The organism is Agrobacterium sp. CG674 (genome assembly GCF_053521645.1).
The window spans coordinates 17761-41121 of sequence record NZ_JBNWDZ010000011.1 but is presented as its reverse complement, the minus strand read 5'-3'; the positions used below and the strand labels follow the sequence as shown (position 1 = coordinate 41121).

The following is a 23361-nucleotide window of genomic DNA, read 5'->3' as shown; positions in this document are numbered from 1 at the left end:
CAGCACCGTTGTTTCCATCTCATTAAGGCTTATGCCTCGCAGGACTCCCTGCCCCGCATGATTGCCGAACCACCAGTCGGCACGGCAATGTTCTCACGCCCGGCTCCACCGCCTGCCCTTCCGCCAAGGCGAGGATGGTAAGACCCGCCTGACGCCCGAGCTCCTTCAACTCCATGTCCACAGACGTGAGTGGTGGACGCATCTGGCCTGCGACAATCTCCCAATTGTCGAAGCCAACGATTGCAACGTCCTGCGGCACGCGAATGCCGCGTTCTCGAAGTGCATCGACCGCACCGCGCGCGATCTGGTCGTTGCCGCAGAACAGCGCATCCGGTTTTTCGCCCGGCGAAGACCAGATTCCGTCGACGGCATCTCGCCCCCAGGTTTCCGACCATTCGCCGTAGAGAACGGTTGCTCCCTCCCCGATCACCGCGCGGAAGGCACTGCTTCTCTCGCGAACCGAGAAAAAGTCCTCAGGACCGGTCACATGCAGGATCCGTTGTCGGTCACTCGCCTTTAGGTACTCAACGGCAAGCGTTGCACCCTGTGCGTCGTCCGAGCGGAAGGATACGCTGCCAGGCTCGCCTTCAGTAAAGGCGTAAACCACGGGTACCGGCACATCAGAGAGGTCGATCGGCAATCGGCGATCGACGCGCTTTCCAGTGGCGATGATGCCGTCCACTTGCTTGTCGAGCATAGCATTCACATGCACTTGACCGAGCGCAGGATCGTCTTCGATAGCACACAGGAAGACGGACACGCCTCGATCGACCAGAGCTTCCGAGACGCCGGCCATGACCGGCAAAGTAAAGCGACCATATGTGTCGTTGGTCAGCAAGCCGATCGTAAAACTGCGCTTCGACAACAGGCCCTGTGCAAGGGCATTTGGCCGAAACCCAATTTCACGTGCCACGCGTTTCACCCGCTGGCGCGTCTCCTCCCCCATGCGGCCCGTGTCGTTCAGCGCCTTCGATGCCGTGGATATACTTACTCCCGCCATGGCGGCCAAATCGTGAATCGTCTGTCGACCGCCAGCCTTACGCATATCTTTCTCCCAATCAGCTTGAGAAAACCTTTTCTCGACGTAACTGTCAATTGAGAAAACGTTTTCTCTAGATTTTCTCCGGTTTCTTGAAAAAAATCCAGCAGTGCGGCTCTCCCTCCGGGATCGCTGAAATAATTTTACGCATGCCTGGCTCGCACTGCATGGCAAATGCAAAGTGATTTCATCTGTCTTGAACTGTCAGAAACTATACCTGACCATCCCGGCCGAGGAGTTCCGTTGCCGATGCTGAGTGAAGATTTTCAATAGTATCCGCCAATAGCAAACATTGCGTATCATCGGTGATAAAAATATCGAGCCAAAACTGGGAGGGCCTGAATGAGCAATTCTGAGTTGTTGTCTGGCGGGAACCCGCAGATACCCAAAGGTGACGGTGAAACCTCGGAAGCCTCTCGTGCCCGAAGATACCGCGGCTCCCGACCTGCAAGATGCAAACCGGCCCGCAGATAAAGCTCTTTATGAAGCATAAGAGCTCAGGTCGAGATCGGGTATTGGCAAGCAGTAACGTCTAGGGACCGCTTGGGATGACTGAGCTGCTTCCCTATCGCCCAAGAGAGCTGGTAAATGGCTTACTCTCCACCCGGCTTACGGCATCAGGCCCGAGGTAAATTTAATCAAAGCCGGTTACACCAAGCAGCTCGCCTCACACGTTTCAACGTCATGCGATGAGGAGGTATAAACAATATTGCTTTTCCGACCTTGAGAGTTTAGCCCCAACGAAAGCCTCAACTCCGGAATGAGAATTGCGATGTCAAAAACTAAGGCTCCATTGCCTCTAATCGACCGCGTTCAAGCGGTTGCTGGCAATCTCACAACGACCGAGCAAAAACTGATTTCGGAACTATTGAAGGCACCGCGCGATGTAGCAGTCGGCACCTCCAGCGAATTTGCCGCAAGGCTTGGCGTTCACGAAGCGACCACGTCGCGGCTGGCACGCAAGCTCGGCTTTTCCTCTTACGCGGAGTTTCGCGACGAGTTGCGCCGTGAGTTTCTGAAAATCGCTGATCCAGCGGAGCGGATTTCTGCAACGCTGAGCGATGCAAAAACGCAAGGGTTCCTGCCGCTTCTTGTCGCCAGCGAGCTGGCAGCTTTGACCGCGATGACCGATCACGTCACCGATGCGCGTATTCTCGAAGCCGCCGAAAAACTCGATCGCAATCGCGTCTTCATCTATGGCCACGGCAACGCGGAGGCACTTGCCGTTTTGATGGAGCGCCGTCTGAGGAGGCTGGGCATCGATAGCCATCCGCTTGCAGGCAGCGCACGCGATCTTGCCGAACAGGTGCTGACGCTGTCTGGAGACGATGCGCTTTTGCTCTTCGCTTTCCGCAGGCAGCCGCCCGATTATGCCCGGTTGATGGAGGTCGCGACCCACGTGAGAGCATCGACCGTTGTGATCTCTGGCACAATCGGTCCTTCACTGACACCCCGGCCGGATGTTCTTCTCTCGGCGCCCCGCGCGGGCATGCCCGAGAGTTTTCAGACGCTGACCGTACCAATGGCGATCTGCAACGCCATCAACCTTGCCTTGGCGGCGCGGCGCGGTGGGGATGCTCTGTCGAAGCTAGACCGATTGGGCGCACTCATTGCAAAGTTCGAAACGGGCAATGCAAGATAACTTGCATGTCATAAATTTGTAGCAAGAATACTCTACATCGGCTATCATACTCACCAAGAGGAGAAGCCCATGTACAGAATTTTCGCACCGCTCTGCGCGCTCGCGCTGGCGACGGCAGCCCATGCCCAGAACCTTGATGCGCAGACAGCAGTGGACCTGCTGCCGCAGGCAAAGCAGGAAGGCAAAGTCACCGTCTACGGCTTTACCAGCCGCATAACGCGTGTCGAAAAAGCGTTCGAAGCGGCCTATCCCGGCATCGACATGGTAACCTTCGACATGTCTTCCACCGAGCAGATAGCTCGTATCAAAAGCGAGGCGCAGGCCAATCTTTCAGGCGCTGATGTCATCTACATCTCCGACGCGCCGGTGGTCCTGACCGAACTTGTCGCCAGCAATCTTATCTCGCCCTATGTTCCGCCACGTGTTGCCAGTGTAGTCGCAGAGCAGTTCAAGACACCGCTTCTCGCCCAGCGGCTTTCCACGAAAGTGCTGATGTACAATGAGGAAGCGCATCCAGACGGTTCGCCAGTCAAAAACCTGTGGGACCTCACGAAACCGGAATGGAAGGGCCGTGTAATTATGGTCGATCCACTCCAGCGGGGGGATTATCTCGATCTGATGACGGAAATCGTACTGAAATCCGATGACATGGCGACGGCCTATCAGACGGCTTTCGGCAAGCCGATCACGCTTGGCGGCGGCAACGAGGATGCCGGCCAGCAATTCATCGCCGATCTCTTTGCCAACGACCTCGTGCTGGTGGGTTCAACCGACGACGTCAACAAGGCTATCGGCGCCAAAGGTCAGACAAAGCCTCCAATCGGCTTTACGAGCTATTCCGACCGTCGCGACAATGAGGACGAAGGCTGGGCGCTGCAGGTCGCAAACGATGTTGCTCCGTCGAACGGCATCGTTTTCCCGGCATTTCTTGCGCTCAATCCCAAGCCTGCAAACCCGGCAGCAGCGCGCCTCGCCATCGATTTCATGATGGGCGACGATAGCGAAACCGGCGGTGACGGGTTCAAACCGTTCTACGTCGCAGGCGACTGGCCGACGCGCTCCGATATAAAACCGCATGAGGATGCCATTGCGTTAAAGGACTTCAACGGATGGCAGATCGCACCCGCTGAGACTGCAAAAATTCGTGCCGAAGTCGCCGATTTCATTCTCGCTCTGCAATAATAGCCATAACAGGAGACGGGTGGCGTACCGCCCGTCTCCCCGGAGCTTCGCATGCCCCTTACTCTGCGCCGCTACGCCCTGAGCCTCAGCCGCCATGGCCTGACCGTTGCCATGGCCCTTATTCTCGTCGTTCTGGTTGTTGCGCCCCTGCTTACGATCATGATCGAAACCCTGCAACCACGCTCTGGTGTCAATGCCTGGACGGACGTGCTCGCAAGCCGCCTGTCCCACAACCTGTTCTGGCACCCGACAGTAAACACCATGATCATCGGCTTCGGTGTCGCCGCGGGCTGCGTGCTACTCGGTGGCTTTCTGGCCTGGCTGGTGGTGATGACCGATGTGCCAGGACGGTCCGTTATCGCCTTTCTGTCAACACTTCCCTTCATGATCCCGAGCTTCGCGACAGCCCTTGCCTGGGGAAGCGTGTTTCGCAACGGCCGGGTAGGCGGCGGTGGTGGCCTGTTGGAAGGCTGGGGCTTCAGCATACCGGACTGGTTATCATGGGGAATGACGCCCACAATCATCGTCTTGATTGCACATTATTATGCACTGGCGTTCACGGTGATTGCCGCAGCCCTTGCCACCGTCAACGGAGACCTCGTGGAGGCCGCTCAGATGACCGGGGCGTCGCGCAAGCGAATTCTCTTCGGCATCGTCCTCCCGGTGGTCACACCCGCCATCATCGCAGGTGGATCACTGGCGTTTGCCGGTGCGGTGTCCAACTTCGCGGCCCCCGCCTTGCTGGGTCTTCCCGTGCGCATGCAAACACTGTCCACCCGCCTCTTCGGCATGATCGAGATCGGGCAGGCTGATCGTGGCTATGTCCTGGCAATCCTGCTCATCGGTCTTTCGGCTATCTTTCTGGGTCTCGGAAACCGCCTCCTCTCCGGCCGCCGCAGTTTTGCGACGATCAGCGGCAAGGGTGCGCGTGCACGTCGCTTTGCTCTGGGCAACACCAGACTACCTCTCGCTGTGATCGCCTGGTTGATCTGCATCGTCACCACGATCTTGCCGATCCTGCTGCTTGCCTCCGCCAGTCTGGCACCCTCTTCGCTATCGCTGTTCTCCGACTGGACGCTCCATTACTGGATCGGCGAGGCCAACCCGGCTTTCGCGCGAGGCCAGCCGGGCATCTTTCACAATCCGCAACTGATTTCGGCACTGACCACAACGCTTATCCTTGGTGCCTCCGTCGCGCTGGCTGCCAACATCATCGGCATTCTGATTGCCGTCGCATTGACGCGAGAGCGGACCCCGGTGTTGAGCAGCGTCGTTTCGCAACTGAGTTTCCTGCCCATGCTCTTGCCGGGCATAGCCTTTGCCGCTGCCTATATCGCGCTCTACGGCGCACCGATCGGCCCATTCCCGGCACTCTATGGTACGAAATTGTTGCTGGGGCTTGCGCTCACTGCCGCGATGTTGCCCTTCGCGGTACAGACAGGCCGGGCAACCGTAGCCCAGATCTCCGGCGATATCGACGAGGCCGCGCGCATGACTGGCGCTGGTTTCTTGCGCAGGCTTGGTGCCATCACCGTGCCGCTTGCGGCGCGTGGGCTTGTTGCCGGGCTTTTGATTTCCTTTGTCAACGTCATCGGCGACCTTGCCATCACGATCCTTCTCTATACGCCGACATCGCCGCTTCTGGCTGTCCTCTCCTACAGTTACGCATCGGATGGATTTCATCAGTTCGCCAATGCGGTCACCCTCGTCATTCTCGTCATCTCCATGCTGGCCACCGGCACCGCCACGCTTTTGCGCGGCCGCCGGCGTCAGAAATTCGCATGAGGCCCAAACTGTGATCTCGCTCAACCACGTCACCAAATCATTCCACGGCCATGATGCTGTCCGCGATGTCAGCTTCTCTGTCCCGGAAGGCGCATTTCTTGTGCTTCTCGGCCCTTCCGGCTGTGGCAAGAGCACCATGCTGCGCATGCTGGCCGGGCTCGACCAACCCACATCCGGTCAAATCCGGTACGGCGAGACGCTGGTCGCCGATGGGCAAGCAAACTTCTCTCTACCACCTGGGGATCGTGACGCAGGGCTCGTTTTCCAATCCTATGCGCTTTGGCCGCATATGACGGTGACCGGCAATATTGACTGGCCACTGAAAGTGGCCGGTCTTTCCGTGCAAAAGCGCCGGACGCGAATTGCCGATGCCATGGAGATGCTCGGCATTTCCCAGCTTGCCGAGCGTTATCCGGGCGAGATTTCGGGCGGCCAGCAGCAGCGTGTCGCGCTTGCCCGCATGATTGCACCACGCCCGAAAGTCATGCTGTTCGATGAACCACTTTCAAATCTCGATGCCACCTTGCGCGTCGAAATGCGTTTCGAACTGCTGAAGCTGCACGCCGCGACCGGAGCGACCGCTGTTTACGTTACCCATGACCAGGTCGAGGCGATGACCATGGCAACGCATGTGGCGGTGATGAACAACGGGCGCGTGGAACAGTTCGGTCCGCCGGAAACATTGTTGGAAGAACCGGGCTCGGCATTTGTCGCAGGTTTCGTCGGCACACCGGCTGCCAACCTCATACCCATCAACGACGGTCAATGGCTGGGAAAGCTGCCGAATCCTCACCTACGTGGACTGATAGGCCATGCTATGGTTCGCGCCGAACAGATTGCGATCGCAGACCAGATCGGGTCTGATACGATCGATGTCACCCTCGCCGAAGTCGTGCCGATGGCTGGGCGCTATCTCGTCACTGGCATCATTGACGGCATCCGCATCACCGCAATCTCCGACCGTCGCGTTCGCCCCTCAGAAACGCTTCGCTTTCGGCTGCCCAGCATCCCCGCCGCAATTTTCGACAGCCAAGGAAACCGAATTTCATGAAACGAATTCTGCTCGTTCGCCATGGAGAGAGCGAATGGAACGCCATTCGCCGCCTGCAGGGACAGGCTGATATCAACCTGTCGCCCCGGGGTGAGAGCCAGGCACGCGCGCTTGGTCCGATGATCGCCACCTATCAGCCCGATCTGGTTTTTACCTCCGACCTCATTCGAGCAAGCCACACGGCAAGCCTTTTGGGTTATCCGGATGCGACACGGGAGACGCGGCTGCGGGAGCACAATGTTGGTGACTGGACAGGAGCGGAAATCGCCCAACTCATGGAAGAACAACCTGAGGCCTATGCCAACTGGCGAGCGGGGACGTTCGCGCCTGCCAATGGCGAACTTTGGGAGGATTTCAAATCCCGCGTGGCATCCGCCATCGATAGGGCACGGTCTTCCCAGGCTGAGACGATCCTCATGGTCTGCCACGGTGGCGTTATCCGCGCGGCACTCCACGCAACGCTTCAGCTCCCCCCTGCCCGCATCATTCCTGTTGGTCCCGCCAGCTTGACGATCCTCGCCTTCCCAAAGGAAGAACCTCGCCTCGAAGTCTTCAACGCGACGATCTTCGCACCTGTGCTCGATGCACCGGACTGATCCTCCTGCCAATGACGCCTCCGTCCAACGCACACCATATTTTCAGGTTGTCATCGGTTTGAAATACGTCACTCCTAACATGACTTGATCTCTACGACGATATCATGGGAGCTTCGTCCTCCCTCAAGGGGAATGCTTATTTTGGGAGGATGACATGGTCCGCAAGACAACCGGTCGCGCAAAAGCCTCTGCCACTGTGACTGAAGATGATCTGCGTAGACATATTCGCGCCAAGGCTTCTGACTATCTGAAAGACCCAAACATCACTTCTGTCGGCATAGGGCTGAAGAACGGCGACGGGGCAGTCTGCCTGCAATTTACAGTCGGCCGGAAAGGGGAATCGGCTCTCGAGTCTCTTCCCACGACCCGCATTCCCGAGATGATCGATGTCGACGGTACCCCCGTGCCGACGGACGTCATTGAAAGATCGTACGGCCCCTCCTACACGCTTGTTACTGCTGAGCAACTGGATTTGCGCAAGCAACGCATCGACCCGATCAGGCCGGGCGTCAGCGTCGCTCATATTGCCGAAAGCGCCGGCACCATCGGTCTCGTCGTTTTTGATCGTTCGACAGGATCACCTTGCATCTTGTCTAACTGGCACGTGCTCAATGGCAATGGCGGTCGTATCGGAGACGCAATTGTCCAACCCGGCCCTTACGATGACAATAATACAGCGCTCAATGGCACTGGTGACCTGATGCGCAGTCATCTCGGTGCAGCTGGGGACTGCGCGCTTGCAAGGATTAGACACCGGGATTTTGATCGTTCGGTTTATGGACTTGATGTCATTCCCAAGCGCATGGCCCGGGTGTCAATTGGTGATAAGGTCATCAAGTCGGGGCGCACTACGGCAGTTACACGCGGTATTGTTCGTCGTGTCGATGTCATGGCCAAGATCAACTACGGTCTGCCTGCGGGAGAGCAGGCGATCGGCGGTTTCGAAATAGGGCCGGACAAGGATGCCATGCCTGCGGATGGAGAGATCAGCAAGGGGGGTGACTCCGGCTCCGCATGGCTAATCTTTGATGATGGCAAGACCACGGATATTTTTGCGGGTCTGCATTTTGCCGGCGAGACTGATGGTGTTTCCGACGAACATGCGCTTGCCTGTTATCCCGCATCGATCCAGAAAAAACTGGATTTTGTTCTCAAGTCGGATGTCGATTTCGGATCTGCGCACGAAGCAATGGCGACCGTCGTCCCCCGAACAGGATACGATGCAGAATTCCTGGGGTTTTCCGTTCCTGAACCTGGATTATCCACATCGTTGAAACGCGATGCGGTCAACTTCGGACGTGCCCAGACACTGCCCTATACCCATTTTTCGGTTTGCCTGAGCGCAAAGCGGCGCATGGCACGCTACGTGGCCTGGAATATTGACGGGACCCGCATGGTGGCCTTACCGAGGCGCGGTTTCGCCATTGATCCGAGGATTGATGCAAAATATCAGCTCGGGGACGAGTTCTACGTCGATAACAGGATTGATCGCGGGCATATCGCACGACGTGCCGATCTTTGCTGGGGAACAGTTGTCGAGGCTGAACAGGCCAACCGCGACTCCTTTTATTTCACAAATATCGCACCTCAACACGAGCGCTACAACCAGTCATCACGGAAAGGCCTGTGGGGTGGACTGGAGAACCTTGTCTTTGAGCAGGCCGACCTTAAGGAAATTAAATTGTCGGTACAAGGCGGCCCGGTTTTTGCAAGTGATGATATTGCCTACCGAGGTGCCCTCATTCCCCGCGCCTACTGGAAGATGATTGCTTACGTCGGAACTGACGAGAGATTGCGTTGTGCAGCTTTTATACTTTCGCAAGACAATCTGCTAAACGACCTTGAGACATTGGATCTAGACCCGTTTCGAATTTATCAGGTATCGCTTACTGAGTTGGCGACGAAAACGGAGCTAGATTTTGCTTCTCTTGACGCCGCGGATCTGATCAGCCATCCAGAACTGATATCGGGCGCTGCGCAGCGAGAATCTCTCATCCAATCCGCTACGGCAATAAGAGAAATCCGAAGAGCGTATGACGTGGTGCTTTGAACCTAAATAAGCGCGATAAACATCGGTAATGCGCTACAGCTTCGAACTTTTCTTCAAGTTTCAGCGGTAGTCAGCAGATTTTGACTGGGTTTGACGGCCATCAGTTTCCTCTCCATGAACCGAGTGCCCCGTCCAGCACCGTGACCAAGTCACATTCCCCGAAACTGTAAGATTAGCACTTCTAATTCGTAGACCTTTCAATCGCAACGCCGAACGCCGCTTCTTGGCTCGCTGGTCAATCCTCGCCGGCGTCTCGGGTCTCCATTGCGATGTCATGAAGCGCCTGAGTATCAGCGGGATCAACCTCGGCTGACAAAATGACAGTCAGAAATGCGGCGCGGGCTATTTCCTTTTTGGATGCCATAGGATGCCTGGTTCGTACAGCCTCGATAAGGACTTTTGGCTTCATGCCAGGTGTTGCTATCTCCCTGATCGTAGCAGCAATAGATTCTATCTCGAGGAGCTTTTTCTCACGCATTTGACCCTCCAAAGTCGGTTTAGCCTCGTCGTACCATCCCCTCGTCGGTCTTTTGTGACAGCCGACCCCTCAGTTCGACAAGTTTCACAGAAACTCTGGATCACCCAGCGTGCTCCGTTTGGTTTTTATAGCCATAACGTTTCCACGCCAGGATACCGAATGTCCTACCAAGCCCCTGAACCAGATCGCAGGCAACAGCAGATCGCGAACGAAGAGCGCTGGCAAAGTGTAAACAGAAACATGCCATCCCTTTCGCAGCGCAAGCACCATCTCCGGCACATACATCGCAACGCCAATCACGAGAATAATGACTGCAGAGCCGGTAAAACCAAAGTCACCAAGTCCCAGAGACGCAACGGCAAAGCAGACGGGAGGTAACGCGCCAGCCAGGATCTCCGGCGCAAAGAAAACAGGGAACGTAGCACGTCGAAGGCAAGCCCAACGTGCCTGCCTTGAACAAACCTCCATCATCGTTCGGCGTCCAAGTGGCTGTTCAAATGGACCGGACACAAGATGAACCGAGCGACCGGCGGCGCGAACAAGTTTTGTGGCAGCAGCGTCTTCTGCAATTTCTGCACCCAGCGATGCGATGCCTCCTATCGACTCGAGAAAGGGCTTGTACCAAAGCATTGTTTTACCTTGAGCAAAACCATTCCCAACGGCCTCTGCCGCATATTGGTACCGGGCCTGAAAGGTATTCAGGAACGCGCATTCCACTTCCGCCCAGAAACCAACGGGATTTGATCCAAGCGGTGGCGAACACACAAGGCCGGTGTCGTCACGCCACGCAGCCATCATCTTCGTGATATAGCTGGAGCGCATCAGCACATTCGAGTCGGCAATCACAACCCAATCGTGTTGAGCTGCACGCCAACCCTTGACGCAGTTGTTCAGTTTTGGATTGGGGCTTAGATTGTCGTCACCGACAAGAAGAACGGCGCTGACATGGGGATTCTGCTGAATAAACTCCTTTGCGACCGGAACCACCGGATCATTGCTGTCAGCCACACAGAACAGAATCTCGTAGTCTGGCCATTTGATTTGAAAAGCGCGAGCGAGTGTCAGTGAGGTGAAGGCCTCAATGCCTCGCAGTGGTATCACCAAGGAAACCGGCGGCTTTTTGTGTGAAAAGGCGGTGGGCGTGTCTTGTCGGGAAAGGCGCCGCCCCGCGATGACGATACTGAGAATATGAAGGGCGATGAGCCCTGAGGCGACTACAGCAAACGTGATGAGCATCCAGGCGCAAACTCCCCGGGGCCGTCGGCCATTGATTGTACGAGTAGCTAAAACTTCATAACAGTTTATATCAAAGCCATGACAAGGTCATGTCACGCCGCGCCACTGCTTGTTCTTGCACCGTATCCTGACAACTCGCTTGGCCGCGCACGTAAAATATAGACTAACCACTGACGGCATCATGCAGCTCGAGCCCAAAGAGAATTGCGCGTCCGCGGCGCTTCCGTCAGCGCCTGCTCACGTCCGTTGAGTTCGGTTCGTCCGCGGGATAGGTCCCGTTGGGTCCGCATCAAACTTTCATTCGCCGTGCTGGCCGTCAGGGAGCAAGCGTGCAGGCGGTTCGGAACCAGTTCAACATGGATTTCGCGATCTGTGCCGCCGATGCGATCGATCCGGCCGACATAGTCGCGCCCATCGTTTAGGGTCTTTTTGCCCCGAATTCCGTGGCTCCTCCTTTGCGGATCCAGTAGTCAGGGCCCTTATCGAATTGACCAACGGGCAGCTTGCCTCGGCCAAGGTGCTTTCGCATTTACCACAGTCAGGCGGATCTTCTTAACGCTCTGGAAAGCCATTTACTGATGGCGCTGAAGATAGTTGCGATAGCTAAGTTGTCGGCAGAAGTGTCGGCCGTGAAGACAAAGGCTTATGAAACTGCTTGACGAGGTGACTTACCGCCAAGTCACGAGCGAGAAGACATGCACCCAGTACCGTTGCTTCCGCTCCTCTTTGAGAGATATTAATTTTGGTATCTGGGTTTCGGCCTCGAAACTCATCGACAATGATCTGCGCGAACACACGGTTCTGCGTCAACCCTCCTCCGATAACGATAATGCTTGGATCCAGAATTGTGCACGCGGCGGCGGCGATGCGCCCAAGAGCGACCCCATGTCGACGCATTAGGCTAATCGCCTTCTCGTTTCCGTCTGCCGCCAGAGAGAACAATTCTTCGGGCGACGAAGGCAACTGCTCTCCCGAAAATACCTCCAAAACCTCTTGCATTAGTCCAACCGAACCATAACGCCGTTCAATTGCATCAATGCCGGAAGGAACGGTATCACTCCACGAAACGGGTATCTGCGCAAGCTCCCCACTTCCTCCCTGGCCGCCTTTGATCAGTGCGCCGTCAGCAAAAAAACCGAGGCCTATTCCCACACCGATCTGCATATAGGCAGCGTCGTCATATCCTTGCATCAGGCCGTCCTGATGTTCTGCCACAGCAGCGCAGTTGACATTGTTTTCGAGTAAGAAAGGAATCGAGCGCGACAGTTTCGATTCGTTTAGAAACATTTCCGCAATCTCAAGCGCAAGCGGACGTGAACCGTCATGGCGAGCGAGACGGCGCGGCACGACTTGGTTCAGAGCAAGCGCCACAGCGAGCGGCGGCTCACTTTTCAGTTTTCTCAAAGCTTGAGATTCTGCAACAAGTTTTCCCGCCAAGCCTCCAAGCACCGCAGCGGCTCCTTCGTGCGTTCGGCTTGCCTGCGCCAGGATACGACCACTAAGCGAACGCGCGACAAAACTGACTTGTGTAGATCCTATATCGACCCCCAGGATCCATCCGGCCGCGTCACTGACACCGTAGACGATCGTAGCGCGACCGCGTGGTCCCTGCTCTCGACGCAGTTCCCCAACCATATGGCTCGCCGCCAGTTCGGAAAGCGCAGCGGTCACCGTGGGAAAGCTCAGATTCGCGCATTCAGCTAGCTTCTTTCGCGTTGCCTCCCCGACATCCAGCAAGTGGGTAAAGACCAACTGCGCTGCGTCCGACAAAGTGGTGTTTGAGGCTACGGCCATTAATTTCTCCAACAAATCACACCCTTATGTAACCGAGCTGAGGAATTCGTAAAAGTGCACTTGACGCATTTATTAAAGTCGATAACTTTAATAAATGTCCACGATGGGAAACGACATGGTGAGCGAGGCAATTTTTCCAAAATGCGATTGGATTCCGGCGCGGGCTTCTTATGCCTCGCAGGCCGGAAATCTTTTCACGATGGTTGATCGATTGCTGCACCAACTCGATCGCTTTCCCTCTCACAAACCGCGGCGCGTTGCTGTGGTCGGGATTGGCGCGAGCTACGCGGCCGCAGCTAGCGCCGTCTATGATATGCGAGACACTGGTCTGGACGCTCTTCGTTTCCTCCCAAGCGAGCTTCCGGCAGGACTGTCAGGCTTTAAGGGCCTGACAGTCCTCGTTTCGCAAAGCGGCCGCAGCGTGGAGATCGTCGATCTTGCCCGCAATGCCGATGGTGCCGATATGATCGCCATAACGAACTACAGACCCTCTCCGCTCGGCACGCTCTGTGGACAGGATCTGAACCTCGGCAATCTTTCTGACAGCTCTGTTTCGTTCGTCAGCTTTACCGGGACTTTACTGGTGCTCGCGATGCTGAACGACCACTGGAACGGCCACAACCGTGCTAGCCACTGGAAGAACCTGATCGCCGAAGCTGCTGAAGCGACTGATCGCCTTGACACCGATCTTCGCGAGATCGCCGCAATCCTTATGGATAGCGCGAGCATTGATGTCGTCGCTCCGGCCGCTTTTATGTCCGCCGCGGAAAAGACGGCGCTGATGTTCCGCGAAGGGCCACGCGTGTTTGCAACTGCTTTGGAGACACGCCAGTACTTGCATGGATCGATGGATGCGGCCGGGTCAGGAGCGCATCTCATTTTCGGCGGCCAACGCGAGGCATCGCTGACTGACCAGCTTTCGCAAAAGACACGACGGCTTGTCTTTGTGACAGGTCGTGACGGACCGAACGGAAATGGCACCGCAAAACATCTCATCTTGCCAGCTTCGCTGGATGACACAATGTCTTTCACCATCACTTCCACGCTCGTTGCGCAGAAACTCACGCTTCACATGGCGGCAATCGGCGGGGTCGACATCGACGAAGCCGCCTTCCAGCGTCTCGATACAAAAACCGACAGTTTGAAGACTATAACATGAGCGAACGAGACAATTCTCTTCTAGTGGGCATCGACGCGGGCGGAAGTAAAATGCACGTCCAAGTCGCCTCGGCACTGGATAACAGTTTGCTGCTCGATGAGGTATATCCAAGCGCTGGCTGGGCCAATCTTGACGACACCACGCGTGCAAGCATTCTCCTTTCGACGGTCGAGACAACCACAGCGCCACTTGGCCGCGTTGCTGTCGTTGTTGCCGGAGTGCATGGCAATGACAGCGCTGAACAGTCGGCTATCTTGAGCGCACCGCTTGCTGGCCGTTACCCGATTGTGCGCGTGCTCAACGATTCCAACCTGCTGATTCTCGCTTATGGTGCCACATCGGGCACCGGAGTCATCGCAGGCACCGGCTCCTCGGCCACGGCCACGGTCGGCGACGAGGTGGTTACCGTTGGAGGCTGGGGCTGGATTTTCGGCGACGAAGCCGGCGCAGTCGGCGTCGTTCGGGATGCGGCAAAGCAGGTCCTGGATGCTTATGACAGGAACGAGACGGACCTCCTCACCAAAGATTTTCTGGACTTTTTCGACATCGATCACCCGCATAGACTGATCCACGTGTTTGCCACCGTCGAGCCGCGCGAGTGGTCCAAAGCCGCAAGTGTCGTATTCGGCGCGGCCAAAAAAGGCTCAGGGCGGGCGCAAAAGGTCATCCATGCCCACGCACTTGCCCTCGCTGGACTGATTGCACAGCTTCAACACCGCGGCGGGGATGTCTCCACCATTGTCTGCGCCGGTGGTGTCATCACCGGCCAGCCTGAGCTTTTCGATGCTTTTACACGCGAGGTCCAGCGTCTTGTCGGCACCTCGACCAAAATAGCGCTCTTGCTGGATCCTCCGGTCAAAGGCGCGCTCAACCTTGCCAGAAACATCCACATAACATCGCAAACGGGAACTACGACATCCGATCAGCTTCTTGGCAGATCGCATCACCATCTAACGGAGGGAATATCATGAAACACTTCAGCTCGAAACTGATGACTGGCGTCACCTTCGCCATAGTGCTTTCGACGGCCCAGATGGCGCTTGCCGAAACCCCGAAGAACCAACTGGTCATCGGGACATCATTGGCGCAGGTCCTGTCAGTCGATCCCCAACAGGGGACGGAAAGCAAGACTCAGGAAATCCTGGCGGCAACCTATGACCGACTCGTCTATTCGGACGACGCCGACGGCAACACCGTCAAGCCGCAGCTTTCCGAGCGATGGGACGTAGACGCCACGGGCATTACCTTCCATTTGCGCGATGCAAAGTTTGCGTCTGGCAACCCGGTTACGGCCAAAGACGTTGTGTTCTCGCTGGTGCGCCTCCTGAAGCTAAACCAGTCCGCATCGCAGTATTTCAAGAGCGCCGGCTACACCGCGGACAATATCGAAACGCTGGCTAAGGCCATCGACGGCAAGACATTTCGCATCGATCTTACCGATCGTGTCATTCCAGAAGACCTGATCTACCGCCTTGCCATGGGTGTATCCAGCATCGTGGACAGCGTCGAAGTGCAAAAACACGTCGCCAACAACGACTATGGCAATGAGTGGCTGCGCACCAACACTGCCGGTTCCGGCCCGTTCGTTCTGCGCCGCTGGGTTCCCAATGAAACGGTCATCCTCGAAGCCAGTAAGTCTTATTGGGGCAAGGCTCCAACGATGACCCGCGTCGTCATGCGCCATGTCCCGGAAAGCCAGACAGCGCGCCTCATGCTGGAACGCGGTGACGTCGATATCGCCAACGCGCTGAGTGCACCGGACGTAAAGTCATTCATGACCAACTCCAAGTTCAAGATCGAGCAGGTCAAGATCGGCGGTTTCTACGTGCTGGCCATGAATGCCGGCAAGGAACCCCTGTCCAATCCGGCAGTACGCGAAGCTCTTGCTTACGGAATCGACTACAAGGGTATCGCAGACACAATTCTCGGTCCCTACGGCCGCCAGCGCAACGTGCCGGTGCCGGAAGACTGGAAGGGTTCCATCGCAAATCCCGACTGGTCGTTCCAGCCTGAAAAGGCCAAGGAACTGCTCGCAAAAGCCGGATATCCAAATGGCTTCTCACTCACGTTGAAAACCATCGCACAGGCACCTCGTGTCGATATCGCGACCGCACTTCAGGCTAATTTTGCTCAGATCGGCGTCAAGGTCGAGATCAAGCAGGGTAATGGCGCCGATATCGTCGCATCGCACCGCGCCCGGGATTTCGATCTTCTGCTCCCGCTCGCGACTGCGGTCATGCCGAACGCACTTGGCTCGATGAACGATTTCGTCACCAATCCGGACAATAGCCTCGAAGCCAAAAATGCAGGTAATTTCGTTTGGCGCTCGGCCTGGGATATCCCCGAATTGAACGATCTTCGCAACAAGGCCAACAGCGAACGCGACGAAGCCAAGCGTGCCGACATGATCAAGCAGTTGCAGGATATGTTCGTTGCCCAGAAACCTGCAGTTCTGCCGATGTTCGAAGCTTTCACGCCGATCGTGCTGAGCGCGGGCGTGCAGGGCTACAGCACGAACCTCTGGTCGCTGAATCGACTTGAGAACGTCACGAAGACTGACGTGAAGTAAGAGAGACGGCCGGTCATGAAGGAATTTACTTTAACAGAAGTGGCACGTCGGCTTGGACAGCTGCTAGTCAGCCTGTTTGCTTTGCTTGTCGTGACCTTCGTGATCGGCCGGGTTCTCCCGACTGATCCAGTCGGTGCCATCGTGGGCGAGCTGGCGGACCCTGCCGCATTCGAAGCGATGCGGCAGAAGCTCGGACTCGACCTGCCGATCTATCAGCAGTTCTGGATTTACCTGACGTCCCTGCTTCATGGTGACCTCGGCACTGCGATCTTAACTGGAAATCCGGTCACGAAGGATCTGGCGCAAGCCTTTCCGGCCACCTTGGAACTTGCCACGCTTGCCGTGATCATCTCGACAGTGATCGGCATACCGCTGGGCATGGTCGCGGCCTTTAACCGCGACACCTGGATCGACCAGTTCGCCCGGATCATTTCGTTGGTCGGACATTCGATCCCAGTTTTCTGGTTCGGCGTCGTGGGTCTGGTGATCTTTTATGCAGGGCTCGACTGGGTTGGCGGTCCGGGGCGGGTCGATACCTATCTCGACGGCCTTGTCGAACCCCGGACAGGCCTGCTTCTTGTCGACAGCCTGCTCGCCGGCGATACGGAAACTTTCTGGAACGCCGTTCACCACATTATCCTGCCGGCCTGCATCCTTGCTTACTCCGCGATGGCCTACATCACCCGGATGACCCGCAGCTTTACGCTCGAGCAGTTGAACCAGGATTACGTGACCGCTGCCCGCGCCAAGGGGGCATCCAGCGCCCGCATCGTCATCGGCCATCTGCTGCCAAACATCGCCGTGCAACTCGTCACTATTCTCGCCATCTCTTACGGTAATCTTCTTGAAGGTGCAGTCGTGACGGAAATCGTTTTCTCCTGGCCCGGCATCGGTCAGTACATGACCAACGCCTTGATGATCGGCGACATGAACGCCATCCTTGCCTCCACACTGATTATCGGTGCCATCTTCATGGCTTTGAATTTCATATCCGATCTTGCCTATATGGTCCTCGATCCCCGCACACGTGAGGTGACGCAATGAGCGTGCAACTTCTCTCTTCCGAAAAGCCAAGTCGCCCGCGCTCGGCCAACTTGTCGGGCCTGGCACCGATATGGGAAAAGCTATCGCGCGAGCCTGTTGGCCTTTGCGGTTTCCTCGTTCTCTTTGTGTTGATTTTGGTGGCAATATTCGCACCGCTGATCGCACCTTACGATCCTGCCGTCCAAAATCTTCAGGCCGCCTTCCAACCACCAAACTTTTCTCATCTCGTTGGAACCGATGAGTTTGGCCGGGATATCTTTTCTCGCTTGGTATACGGTGCCCGTATTACCTTATCGACAATCCTGTCAGTCACGTTGATCGTCGGGCCGATCGGGCTGTTCGTTGGCGTCGTTTCCGGCTTTGTCGGCGGTCGTACCGACGCTATCTTGATGCGGTTAACCGATATCGTCCTGTCCTTCCCGTCTCTTATCCTGGCGCTCGCTTTCGCGGCAGCACTTGGCGCAGGTCTGGGCACTGCCGTCATCGCAATCTCGCTGACAAGTTGGCCACCTATCGCCCGTCTTGCCCGCGCCGAAGCAATGATCGTCCGCAATACCGATTATGTTGCAGCAGCTCGCCTCTACGGTGCGTCGCCGATGCGTCTGCTGATGCTCTATATCGCGCCTATGTGCATTCCATCCGTCGTCGTGCGCCTGACGCTCAATATGGCCGGAATAATATTGACCGCAGCATCGCTAGGCTTTCTTGGCCTCGGGGCACAGCCGCCAGCGCCGGAATGGGGTGCAATGATCTCGAGTGGCCGTAAGTTTATGCTGGATCACTGGTGGATCGCAGTCATGCCCGGTGTCGCGATCCTGATCAGCAGCCTTGCCTTCAACCTCGTGGGCGATACGCTTCGCGACCTTCTGGATCCTCGCCATGCCCGCTCTTGATAACGACACAATCCTTTCGGTCAAAAACCTGTCGGTGAATTTCGGTCGGTACGGGAAACCCGCGCTCGATAGTATCAGCTTCGACCTCAAACCCGAGCGGCTCGGCATCGTCGGCGAAAGCGGTTCGGGCAAGTCGACGCTGGGCCGTGCCGTCATGCGTCTTCTGCCACCGATCGCCAGCGTCAGCGCCGATATGCTGACCTTCGATGACCTGAACCTGCTGAACGCCCGCGAAAAGCAGATGCGCTCGCTGCGTGGCAATCGCATGGCGCTGATCATGCAGGATCCGCGTTATTCGCTGAACCCTGTTCTGCCAATCGGCAAACAGGTGGCGGAAGCGGCCGTTCTGCATCTCTCCGCCAGCAAGTCCGAAGCGTACAAGATGGCTGCTGCCATGTTGGAGCGTGTGCGCATCACCGATATCGAACGGACGATGAAGCTCTATCCGCACCAAGTTTCCGGCGGCATGGGCCAGCGCGTGATGATCGCCATGATGTTGCTGGCCAAACCACGGATCGTGATTGCGGATGAGCCAACTTCAGCACTCGACGTTTCAGTGCGCGGTGATGTCCTGAAACTGCTGGACGAGTTGGTGCGCGAAAACAATGCAGGCCTTATGCTGATCAGCCACGATATCCGTATGGTCGCAGCGTTCTGCGAACGCATCATGGTCATGTATAAGGGTCGCGTCGTTGAAACGCTGACACGTCTTGAAGAGGCGCAGCATCCCTACACACGTGGGCTCATCGCAGCCATGCCAGATCTTCATGCGCCCGTGAGGCGACTCAAAACCCTTGACAGAAACGCGATTGACGCGGTGGAGGCACAGCCATGATCGATGTCCATGATCTTTCAGTCTGCTTCGGAACCGGCACGTCGGCAAAACAGGTTGTCAAAGACGTATCCTTTTCTGTCGTCAAGGGCGAGACGCTCGGCATCGTCGGAGAATCCGGCTGCGGAAAATCGACTGTTCTGCGCTCACTGGCGGGCCTCGACCGGCACTGGTCGGGCAGAATCAACCTTGCGGGCACCGACGTCCACAAGGATCGTACCAGAGAGCAGATGCTGCTAACGCAAATGGTGTTTCAGGACCCCTATGGCTCCATCCATCCCCGCCACCGCATCAACCGAGTTCTGGCGGAACCGATCCGCGCCATGGGTCGCGGCAAGGGCTGGGATCGCGTTCCAGCCGCGCTGGAGCAAGTCGGGCTGCCGGCTGCTTTTGCCGATCGATTTCCACACCAGCTTTCCGGCGGACAGCGCCAGCGCGTGGCCATTGCCCGCGCTTTGATGCTGGAGCCGGAAATCCTCTTGCTCGACGAGCCGACCTCGGCGCTCGACGTTTCCGTACAGGCGGAAGTCCTCAATCTACTGGCAGACCTGAAGGAAAGCCGCAACCTGACCTATGTTCTCGTCAGTCACGATCTCGGTGTGATCGCCCATATGTGCGATCGCGTTCTGGTCATGAAAAGCGGCGTTTTCGTCGACGAACTGACGAGGGACGATCTCTATCAGGGTCGAACACATGACGACTATTCGCGCATGCTTTTCGAGGCAAGCGCTCTGTAAGACAGACGGCTTCGTTTCGCGTAGCCGCTATCATTTACTTACACATAGGATGAGGCCAATATGTATCTCGGAACACAGGTGGACGCCCGCGAAGACGATGATTTTCGCGTCTGGGCACAGCTCGGTATCAAGAATGTCTGTGCCGATCCATCGGGAAAGCCTGCCAGCTGGACACTGGATGACATCCAGCGCCACCGCGAGAAGGTCGAGAGTTTCGGCCTGACGCTCGACATGATCCAATTGCCCATGTCGTCGCGCCCTATCGAGGAGGCATCGTATCAGGATATTCTGCTCGGTGGCCCCGACCGGGATCGCCAGATCGATGCCGTCTGTGCGATGATCGAGAACATAGCCAAGGCAGGCGTTCCGGCGGCAAAGTACAATCTCAACATTATCGGCATCCCCCGCACCGAAATGGAGCGTGGGCGGGGCGGTTCGCTGAACGAAGCCTGGCGCTGGGACAAGGCGGATCATGACGCGGCCCCGGGTCTTGCGGGAATTTTGCCGGAAGACGAAAACTGGGAACGTATCGATTATTTTCTGGAACACGTCGTACCGGTTGCCGAAAGCAACAAGGTCCGCCTCGCCTGCCATCCGCATGATCCCTATACACCACCGGGCTACAAGGGGGTTACCCGCGTCCTCGGTACCGTCGAGGGTCTGAAAAAATTCGTTCAGATGCGCGAAAATCCCTATCACGGCTTGAATTTCTGCCAAGGATCGATCGGCGAGATGCTCGACAATCCCCGTGAAGAAATCGACGACGTCATCCGCTGGTTCGGCAGCCGCAGCAAGATCTTCAACGTACACTACCGCAACATCAGCGGTGGCAAGCTGTCGTTTATGGAAACCTTCCCTGATGAAGGCGACATGGACATGATCCGCTCGCTGAAAATCTACAAGGAAGTCGGCTACAAATACATGATCATGCCAGATCATGTTCCGACTATTTCCGGCCGCGATCCGGTCGGCGTCGCGTTCAGCTTCTGCTACGGCTACATTGCAGCGCTCCTCGAAGCGATGGATCGCGGACATATTTGACTGTCTGGCGGCCGGACCACGTCTGGCCGCGAACTTCCGTACAGCTTTTAAAAGGTTACCTTCTGATGGATCATCTTCACCGGAACGCACACGGGCGTGCGTTGAACGTCACAATTTTTCCGACGCCGGAAGACGCGAGTACTGCGGTTGCCGAGCGTATCCTATCGGTAGTCCGCGCCAAGCCGACCGCAGTGCTGGGACTGGCGACCGGCCAGACACCTCGCCAGGTCTATGCAAAGCTGCTTAATGCAGTTGAGAGCGGTCAAATATCCTTTGCGCACGCCACCACATTCAACCTTGACGAATATTGTGGTCTCGCTGGCTCGCAGGCCGATTCTTTTGCAGCCTACATGCATCGGGAATTGTTCGACAAGGCGGACTTCGATCCTAAGAGGACCAATCTGATTGACGGAGCCGCGGAGGACGAGACTGCCGAAGCGGCGCGTTATGCACGTCTGCTGGGCGAAACCACGATAGACTTGCAATTGCTCGGTATCGGCTCGAACGGCCACATCGGTTTTAACGAACCGGGATCGGCGCAAACCAGTAGGGTTCGGGTTGTCAAACTTTCGGAAGAAACACTGGCTGCCAATCTGCCGACCCTAGTCGAACTCAAGAATGTGCCGGCGCATGCCATTACCATGGGCATTGCCGATATTCTCAGCGCGCGCGAGATCGTCCTTTTGGCGACAGGTAAAGCCAAAGCGGAAGCAGTGCGTAAAAGCATCCAGGACACACCAAGGGACAACTGCCCGGCATCGCACCTTGCCACCCATGCTAAGGTTCATTGGTTCCTGGATGATGCTGCGGCGATGTTGCTTTAAGCTGCCACAGGAAACTGGTTTTTCACCAGGCGTCTCAATATTCTGCCGCCATCGTCGGATCACGGGATCTGCAGGAACAGATATCTAGTAAGCGACCTCTTCGTAGGTGCAGGCGGGTTTCCGCACCTCTCTGTCGCTGGACTTCGAACACGCTGCGGTGGAAACTTTCCGTGCCGATCACCCGAAGAGCGACCTAGAGGCAGGGCGCGGTGATGTTGCTCGCGTCTCCGCATGGATCGATGTAGTTGCAGATGGTCCACCGTGCCAGGCGTTTTCGGATGCAGGGCGCAGGGATCCCAACGACCTGCGCGCAGGTACTCTCTCGATAAATTCACTGCCAGTGAGGCAGCCTAATCCATCTAGGTCGTACACTCATGAACAGGCTTCACACGGTGGCATCATTTTAGCTCGTTGAGGCTTTGATTTAGAGACCTCAGATGACCCGTCGCCGGTTTGACATGACCGATCTTGAATGGAGCATTACGCACTTGCCGTTCAGCCGAAACTGTTCAGCGAGGTATCGCTGGTGCGCGCCTGACTGGATCAGAACGCGCGGGCAGCAGAGGTACGTCTATTCGACAATGGGAGCAAGGCCATCACCCTGTTCCTCGACGTGCTTCCCGAGAAGCGCAAACGAGGTTATCTGCCAAGACCCCCTGTGGACATCCAGCGAATCTCACCCTTATTCCAAACTTCTCCGGTGACAATCCGGTCAGAAGCTGACACGGATTTTATCTTTTCCGAGAAGATGGGGAATTCCATGACCACCACCAATGAAATCGCCGACAAGATTGCAGCTGAGAACGGCCTGACCAAGGTTCAGGCCAAGGGCATCGTTGAAGCCGTGTTCCAGGCGATCGCCGATGCCGCAGGCTCCGACGCGGAAACGTCAATCCCCGGCTTCGGCAAATTTAGGGTGAAGGTATCGCCTGAGCGTGAGGGCCGTAATCCCGCGACCGGAGAGAAAATGACGGTTGCGGCTTCGAAGAAGCTGACCTTCGCGCCTGCCAAGGCGCTCAAGGATGCACTGAACAAGTGATCCCTCACGTGGAGCGCCCTGCCTTGTCAGGCGGGGCGTTCAGTATCAGTCCCGGTTCGACCGGGACCAGATGAGGGAGAGGCCTTCCTCGCCTTCGACCTCAATCGGCGTCACGTAGATCGGGGCCGGGAAGCTTGGGTCCTTGAGCTTGACAAGTGGTAGTCGCGACCATCGTTCGAGGACTTCTTCCAGGCTACGCCGAATTCGACCGGAGGAACTGAAGAAAAATACAAAATATTCATGCATTAGGCGCGGTCTTTCTCTGCGCTTTGAGAGGCCTCAGATTTCGACACTGCCTATTCTCTTGTGACGTTACGTGGCGAAGAGCCTTTTTCAAGATAGCGCTCTTTGAAGTGCTGGAGCGCTAGAC

At 56.6% G+C, this 23361-nt stretch carries 21 protein-coding genes and 1 pseudogene; 17 read left to right on the top strand and 5 right to left on the bottom strand.

The genetic code is table 11. The features are described from left to right. Nucleotides 1-22 precede the first annotated feature (22 nt). Complete coding sequence (locus ACQZ51_RS21685; protein WP_448780470.1) at nt 23-1045, bottom strand: LacI family DNA-binding transcriptional regulator; 1023 nt, start codon at nt 1043-1045, stop codon at nt 23-25. Between the two features lie 766 nt (nt 1046-1811). On the opposite strand from ACQZ51_RS21685, the gene ACQZ51_RS21680 reads away from it, so the two are divergent. The 6 genes from ACQZ51_RS21680 to ACQZ51_RS21655 all read left to right on the top strand — a co-directional run bounded on the left by ACQZ51_RS21680 (nt 1812) and on the right by ACQZ51_RS21655 (nt 9345). Next, complete coding sequence (locus ACQZ51_RS21680) at nt 1812-2681, top strand: MurR/RpiR family transcriptional regulator (RefSeq protein ID WP_448780468.1); 870 nt, start codon at nt 1812-1814, stop codon at nt 2679-2681. A gap of 69 nt (nt 2682-2750) precedes the next feature. Beyond that, nucleotides 2751-3863 (top strand): ABC transporter substrate-binding protein, encoded by a 1113-nt coding sequence (locus tag ACQZ51_RS21675; protein ID WP_448780466.1) that lies wholly within the window; start codon nt 2751-2753, stop codon nt 3861-3863. A gap of 51 nt (nt 3864-3914) precedes the next feature. Then, the gene (locus ACQZ51_RS21670; RefSeq protein WP_448780464.1) at nt 3915-5648 is read left to right on the top strand and encodes an ABC transporter permease; all 1734 of its coding nucleotides are present in this window, start codon (nt 3915-3917) and stop codon (nt 5646-5648) included. Between the two features lie 10 nt (nt 5649-5658). Then, nucleotides 5659-6699: an ABC transporter ATP-binding protein gene (locus ACQZ51_RS21665; RefSeq protein ID WP_448780462.1), complete on the top strand. Its 1041-nt coding sequence runs from the start codon at nt 5659-5661 to the stop codon at nt 6697-6699. Further along, a complete protein-coding gene (locus ACQZ51_RS21660) occupies nt 6696-7295 on the top strand; it encodes a histidine phosphatase family protein (protein WP_448780461.1) in 600 nt (199 codons plus the stop codon). The genes ACQZ51_RS21665 and ACQZ51_RS21660 overlap by 4 nt, the downstream gene beginning before the upstream one ends. Before the next feature lie 154 nt (nt 7296-7449). Next, a complete protein-coding gene (locus tag ACQZ51_RS21655) occupies nt 7450-9345 on the top strand; it encodes a DNA/RNA non-specific endonuclease (protein ID WP_448780459.1) in 1896 nt (631 codons plus the stop codon). A gap of 235 nt (nt 9346-9580) precedes the next feature. On the opposite strand, the gene ACQZ51_RS21650 is transcribed toward ACQZ51_RS21655, so the two are convergent. The 3 genes from ACQZ51_RS21650 to ACQZ51_RS21640 all read right to left on the bottom strand — a co-directional run bounded on the left by ACQZ51_RS21650 (nt 9581) and on the right by ACQZ51_RS21640 (nt 12853). Continuing rightward, nucleotides 9581-9823 carry a hypothetical protein gene (locus tag ACQZ51_RS21650; RefSeq protein ID WP_448780457.1) on the bottom strand — a complete coding sequence of 81 codons (243 nt, stop codon included), beginning with the start codon at nt 9821-9823 and terminating at the stop codon, nt 9581-9583. A gap of 84 nt (nt 9824-9907) precedes the next feature. Next, nucleotides 9908-11059 (bottom strand): glycosyltransferase, encoded by a 1152-nt coding sequence (locus tag ACQZ51_RS21645; protein WP_448780456.1) that lies wholly within the window; start codon nt 11057-11059, stop codon nt 9908-9910. Between the two features lie 603 nt (nt 11060-11662). Then, nucleotides 11663-12853 (bottom strand): ROK family protein, encoded by a 1191-nt coding sequence (locus ACQZ51_RS21640; RefSeq protein ID WP_448780455.1) that lies wholly within the window; start codon nt 12851-12853, stop codon nt 11663-11665. 199 nt (nt 12854-13052) lie between these two features. Between ACQZ51_RS21640 and ACQZ51_RS21635 the strand changes: the two genes are divergently transcribed. The 11 genes from ACQZ51_RS21635 (at nt 13053) to ACQZ51_RS21585 (ending at nt 22991) form a co-directional block, all read left to right on the top strand. Further along, nucleotides 13053-14012, top strand: a complete 960-nt coding sequence (locus tag ACQZ51_RS21635) for a hypothetical protein (protein WP_448780453.1) — start codon at nt 13053-13055, stop codon at nt 14010-14012. Further along, nucleotides 14009-14983 carry a BadF/BadG/BcrA/BcrD ATPase family protein gene (locus tag ACQZ51_RS21630; RefSeq protein ID WP_448780451.1) on the top strand — a complete coding sequence of 325 codons (975 nt, stop codon included), beginning with the start codon at nt 14009-14011 and terminating at the stop codon, nt 14981-14983. The genes ACQZ51_RS21635 and ACQZ51_RS21630 overlap by 4 nt, the downstream gene beginning before the upstream one ends. After that, nucleotides 14980-16581, top strand: a complete 1602-nt coding sequence (locus tag ACQZ51_RS21625; protein WP_448780449.1) for an ABC transporter substrate-binding protein — start codon at nt 14980-14982, stop codon at nt 16579-16581. The genes ACQZ51_RS21630 and ACQZ51_RS21625 overlap by 4 nt, the downstream gene beginning before the upstream one ends. A 15-nt stretch (nt 16582-16596) precedes the next feature. Then, nucleotides 16597-17625: an ABC transporter permease gene (locus ACQZ51_RS21620; protein ID WP_448780447.1), complete on the top strand. Its 1029-nt coding sequence runs from the start codon at nt 16597-16599 to the stop codon at nt 17623-17625. Beyond that, complete coding sequence (locus ACQZ51_RS21615) at nt 17622-18518, top strand: ABC transporter permease (protein WP_448780445.1); 897 nt, start codon at nt 17622-17624, stop codon at nt 18516-18518. Before ACQZ51_RS21620 ends, ACQZ51_RS21615 begins: the two co-directional genes overlap by 4 nt. After that, entirely contained in the window at nt 18505-19353 is an 849-nt protein-coding gene (locus ACQZ51_RS21610) for an ABC transporter ATP-binding protein (protein ID WP_448780444.1), read from the top strand. The genes ACQZ51_RS21615 and ACQZ51_RS21610 overlap by 14 nt, the downstream gene beginning before the upstream one ends. Continuing rightward, a complete protein-coding gene (locus tag ACQZ51_RS21605) occupies nt 19350-20087 on the top strand; it encodes an ABC transporter ATP-binding protein (protein ID WP_448780442.1) in 738 nt (245 codons plus the stop codon). The genes ACQZ51_RS21610 and ACQZ51_RS21605 overlap by 4 nt, the downstream gene beginning before the upstream one ends. A gap of 60 nt (nt 20088-20147) precedes the next feature. Next, the gene (locus tag ACQZ51_RS21600) at nt 20148-21128 is read left to right on the top strand and encodes a mannonate dehydratase (RefSeq protein ID WP_448780440.1); all 981 of its coding nucleotides are present in this window, start codon (nt 20148-20150) and stop codon (nt 21126-21128) included. 65 nt (nt 21129-21193) lie between these two features. Next, complete coding sequence (locus ACQZ51_RS21595) at nt 21194-21952, top strand: glucosamine-6-phosphate deaminase (protein ID WP_448780438.1); 759 nt, start codon at nt 21194-21196, stop codon at nt 21950-21952. A gap of 106 nt (nt 21953-22058) precedes the next feature. Then, the gene (locus tag ACQZ51_RS21590) at nt 22059-22367 is read left to right on the top strand and encodes a DNA cytosine methyltransferase (protein ID WP_448780437.1); all 309 of its coding nucleotides are present in this window, start codon (nt 22059-22061) and stop codon (nt 22365-22367) included. Between the two features lie 345 nt (nt 22368-22712). Continuing rightward, on the top strand, nt 22713-22991 hold the full coding sequence (locus tag ACQZ51_RS21585; RefSeq protein WP_448780435.1) for an HU family DNA-binding protein: 279 nt from the start codon (nt 22713-22715) through the stop codon (nt 22989-22991). A 45-nt stretch (nt 22992-23036) separates the two neighbouring features. Here ACQZ51_RS21585 and ACQZ51_RS21580 read toward each other — a convergent pair. Then, nucleotides 23037-23200, bottom strand: a pseudogene (locus ACQZ51_RS21580) (DUF736 family protein); the annotation flags it as partial. Nucleotides 23201-23361: the final 161 nt, after the last annotated feature.